The 4,067-nt window shown below is 40.0% G+C and carries 6 protein-coding genes and 1 pseudogene; all 7 read right to left on the reverse strand.

Features of this window, described 5'->3' with window-relative positions; genetic code table 11:
• Window positions 1-128 (reverse strand): annotated as a pseudogene (infA, locus tag RI561_RS13670) (translation initiation factor IF-1); the annotation flags it as partial.
• Window positions 121-933 carry a type I methionyl aminopeptidase gene (gene map / locus RI561_RS13675; protein ID WP_395080806.1) on the reverse strand — a complete coding sequence of 271 codons (813 nt, stop codon included), beginning with the start codon at window positions 931-933 and terminating at the stop codon, window positions 121-123. The gene map and the pseudogene infA, both read right to left, overlap by 8 nt.
• A 6-nt stretch (window positions 934-939) precedes the next feature.
• Window positions 940-2,253, reverse strand: a complete 1,314-nt coding sequence (secY, locus tag RI561_RS13680) for a preprotein translocase subunit SecY (protein WP_395080807.1) — start codon at window positions 2,251-2,253, stop codon at window positions 940-942.
• A gap of 27 nt (window positions 2,254-2,280) precedes the next feature.
• Window positions 2,281-2,730, reverse strand: coding sequence for a 50S ribosomal protein L15 (gene rplO / locus RI561_RS13685; RefSeq protein WP_395080808.1), 450 nt, complete (start codon window positions 2,728-2,730; stop codon window positions 2,281-2,283).
• Between the two features lie 18 nt (window positions 2,731-2,748).
• Window positions 2,749-3,273, reverse strand: coding sequence for a 30S ribosomal protein S5 (gene rpsE / locus RI561_RS13690; protein ID WP_395080809.1), 525 nt, complete (start codon window positions 3,271-3,273; stop codon window positions 2,749-2,751).
• A 17-nt stretch (window positions 3,274-3,290) separates the two neighbouring features.
• A complete protein-coding gene (gene rplR / locus RI561_RS13695) occupies window positions 3,291-3,629 on the reverse strand; it encodes a 50S ribosomal protein L18 (protein WP_390299401.1) in 339 nt (112 codons plus the stop codon).
• 12 nt (window positions 3,630-3,641) lie between these two features.
• Window positions 3,642-4,067 (reverse strand): 50S ribosomal protein L6 (rplF, locus tag RI561_RS13700; RefSeq protein WP_395080810.1); only part of this gene is annotated, 426 nt, incomplete at its 5' end.

Consider the following 4,067-nt stretch of genomic DNA (forward strand, 5'->3'; position numbering starts at 1 on the left):
TACATACGCATTTTGCCTGACACATGAGCAAGAATCTCATGGCCGTTGTCCAATTCCACACGGAACTGAGCATTTGGCAGTGCTTCTATTATTTCTCCATCTTGTTTTATCGGCTCTTGTTTAGCCATAATACAATATGTTAGTTTCTTTTTTATCTGAGAGCTCAGCAATATAATCAAAAGTACTAAGAATTTCAGCCTTTCCTTCCCGAACAACGATATCATGTTCGAAATGTGCTGCTAAGCTTCCATCGGCTGTTTTTACAGTCCAGCCGTCATTTAATGTTTTTGTTTTCCAGGAACCCATAGTAATCATAGGTTCAACTGCGAGCGTCATCCCTGCACGGAGTCGCTCGCCTTTTCCTTTTTTTCCAAAATTGGGAACAGAAGGATCTTCGTGCATACTTTTTCCTATTCCGTGTCCCACTAATTCTCTTACTACACCAAAACCCTCATCTTCACAGTGGCTTTGTATAGCATAAGCCATATCGCCAATTCTGTTTCCATGAATGGCTTGCTCTATTCCTTTATACAGAGAATCGAGCGTAGTTTTCAATAATTTCAAAGTCTTTTCGTCACATTCACCAACACTAAAAGTAAAGGCATGGTCGCCGAAATATCCGTTTTTTTCAACACCACAATCAACAGATACGATGTCGCCTTCTTTCAATTCTCTTTTTCCGGGTATACCGTGAACAACTTCGTCATTCACGGAGATACACAAAGTTGCAGGAAATTGATTTCCTGCCGGACCGTAGCCCTTAAATGCCGGGCGACCACCTTCTTTTGCAATATAATCTTCGGCTACTCTGTCAAGTTTACCGGTTTGAACACCAGGCTCAATGTGTTTTCCTACTTCTGCAAGTGTTCTGGAAACAATCAACGCGCTTTCACGCATTTTATCTATTTCGGATTCACTCTTCAGGTAGATCATTGTACGCTATGCCCTGCGACGTCCTTTAATTCTACCTGTTTTCATAAAGCCATCGTAATGACGCATCATTAAGTGACTTTCAATTTGTTGGAGCGTATCTAATGCTACACCCACAATAATCAACAAACTCGTCCCTCCATAAAAGAGAGCAAAACCAGGTGTTACACCAAATAAACCAACTGCTATTGCAGGTAATATCGCTACAAATGATAAAAATATAGATCCAGGCAGCGTAATCTTTGTCAGAATGTTATCAATGAACTCAACCGTTTGTTTTCCGGGACGTACACCAGGTATAAAACCACCCTGTCTTTTCATTGTATCAGCCATTTCCTTTGGATTGACAGCAATTGCAGTATAAAAGAAAGTAAAGAACATACATACAAAGAAGAAAACTATAGAATACGTCAATCCGGTGAAATCAACAGACCATTGAGTTAAGAACTGTACTGTCTCATTTTCAGGAAAAAAGGACCCTATTGTACTTGGTATAAACATAATTGACTGTGCAAAAATAATAGGCATTACTCCGGCTGCATTTACCCTGAGTGGAAGGTATTGCGTTGTTCCTCCGTATACCTTTCTGCCAACTACGCGTTTAGCATATTGTACAGGAATTTTCCTTGTTCCTTGTGTTAACATCACCACAGCAGCAATCACCAGGATCAAAGCTGCCACTTCAATAATTACTAAGATCGCATTCGCTTTCGTTGTGACCTCATTATAGAAGTTAGCAGGTAAAGCGGCAATGATACCAATCATAATAATTAATGAGATACCATTTCCGATTCCTCGATCACTGATTCGCTCTCCTAACCACATTACGAATGTAGTACCGGCGGTGAGTACTACCATAGCCGTTAGTACAAATGCAAATTCATTCACTACAATGGCCTGAGGTGCTGTAGCCATTAAATTGATAGAAAAACCAATCGCCTGAACTGCAGTAATACCTACCGTGCCATATCGAGTTAATCGGGTGATCTTACGTCTGCCCTCTTCACCTTCACGTTGTAATTTCTGAAAATAGGGTACAACCGCCCCCATCAACTGAATAATAATAGCAGCGGTGATATAAGGCATAATGCCCAGTGCAAAAACACCAGCCCTTGAGAATGCACCTCCAACAAACAGGTCAAACAAACCCAGTAAACTACTTGCTGCGTTTCCTGTATTACTAATTAACTGATTAGCATCTACACCAGGCAATGTAATATAACTACCCACCCGGTAGATCATTAAGATTCCAACCGTATAAATTATACGATTCTTAAGATCTTCGATTTTAAATATATTGCGGAAGTTTTCTATCAGACCCATGCGCCGTCTATACTTATGCGTTTAGTTTTACACTAAAGTTATTGAACCACCAGCTTCTTCTACTTTTTCAGTAGCTGATTTGCTTGCGGCATGAACTTCTATTTCAATTTTATGTTTTATATCGCCTCTGGCGAGCAGTTTAATTTTATCATCGCTATTAGCGAGACCTGCTTTTACGAGACTGTCTATAGTAATGGTTTTGTCTAACTTTTCAGCTTCAATAAATTCAGAAATAGTATGAAGATTAATCACACGATATTCCTTTCTGTTGATGTTGGAAAACCCAAATTTAGGAAGTCGTCTTTGAAGCGGCATTTGCCCACCTTCAAACCATGCACGTTGCTTATAACCCGAACGGGATTTTTGTCCATTATGTCCTCGCCCTGATTGTTCTCCACGGCCAGAACCCTGACCACGTCCAACACGTTTTCGACCTTTTTTATTCGGGATCGGCGCTTTTAAATTGCTTAAGTCCATCGTCAAATTCTTTAAATATTATCCTTCAAAAACTTTGTTCAGAGAAATATCTCTTCGTTGTGCAACTTCAACCGGGTCGGTTAAGTCTTTCAATGCTGTAAAAGCAGCTTTTACCATATTGTGCGGATTTGAAGATCCTTGGGATTTTGAAAGAATATTTTGCACACCTGCAACATCGAGTAGTGCTTTAACGGCTCCACCGGCAATTACACCTGTACCTTCAGCGGCTGGTCTAAGTAATACTTTCCCTGCACCTGCTTTCCCAATTATAGGGTGATAGATACTTTTTGTTTTCGTAAGTGGAACGCGAATCAAATTCTTCTTGGCATTATCAAAGCCTTTTTGAATGGCGTCAGATACTTCATTTGCTTTACCAAGGCCATGGCCACAAACACCTTCACCATCTCCAACCACTACAATAGCGTTAAAACTAAAACGGCGTCCACCTTTAACAACTTTAGCTACACGATTAACGTGAACCAATTTTTCTTCAAGGTTAAGATTTGCGGCCGGTACAGATTGTTTTCTTCTTATTTTAGGCATTGTTTATCCCAATTCAATTAAAAGTCTAATCCACCATCGCGGGCGCCATCGGCTGCGGCCTTCACGATGCCATGATATTTATAACCACTACGGTCAAATACCACTTTATTAATTCCTTTGTCTTGAGCTAATTTCGCAAGTTCAGCTCCGGCTTCCTTAGCATTCTCCACGCCACTTTTGGCTTTAGAGGATACCAATGTTGCACCTGCCATATCATCGATCAATTGCAGGTAAGTATATTTACTACTTTTGTAAATGCTTAATCGAGGTCTTTCCGCTGTACCTTTTATGGTAGAACGAATACGACGCCTGATCTTGTTTCTACGCTCAGTTTTTTTCTGTTGTAACTTATTCATTTTTCAAATCCTCTATTTAGCAGCTGACTTACCGGCTTTACGACGAACCTGCTCACCAAGATATCTGATACCTTTTCCTTTGTAAGGCTCCGGTTTTCTGAATGATCTTATTTTAGCAGAAACCTGGCCAACCATTTCTTTGTCAACACCTGAAATAATAAGTATTGGGTTTTTGCCAGATTTAGTATCTACTTCCATTGAAATACCTTCTGGAGGTACAAAGAAAATAGGGTGTGAGTAACCAAGGTTTAACTCAAGTACATCGCCACTGATGGATGCTCTGAAACCAACACCAATAATTTCCAATTTTTTGATATAACCTTCTGACACCCCAACAACCGCGTTATTAATTAAAGCACGGAATAAACCATGCAAGGCGCGATTAGATTTTTGGTCATCACTTCTCTTGATAATGAGTTCATTTTCACTCTTTTCAAT

The sequence above is a fragment of the Gracilimonas sp. genome, from assembly GCF_031581265.1.
Lineage (GTDB): Bacteria > Bacteroidota > Rhodothermia > Balneolales > Balneolaceae > Gracilimonas.

Bases quoted from the DNA above. Each gene is read 5' to 3' on its own strand.
- map (WP_395080806.1), bottom strand. From the start codon at position 933: ATGATCTACCTGAAGAGTGAATCCGAAATAGATAAAATGCGTGAAAGC.
- secY (WP_395080807.1), bottom strand. From the start codon at position 2,253: ATGGGTCTGATAGAAAACTTCCGCAATATATTTAAAATCGAAGATCTT.
- rplO (WP_395080808.1), bottom strand. From the start codon at position 2,730: ATGGACTTAAGCAATTTAAAAGCGCCGATCCCGAATAAAAAAGGTCGA.
- rpsE (WP_395080809.1), bottom strand. From the start codon at position 3,273: ATGCCTAAAATAAGAAGAAAACAATCTGTACCGGCCGCAAATCTTAAC.
- rplR (WP_390299401.1), bottom strand. From the start codon at position 3,629: ATGAATAAGTTACAACAGAAAAAAACTGAGCGTAGAAACAAGATCAGG.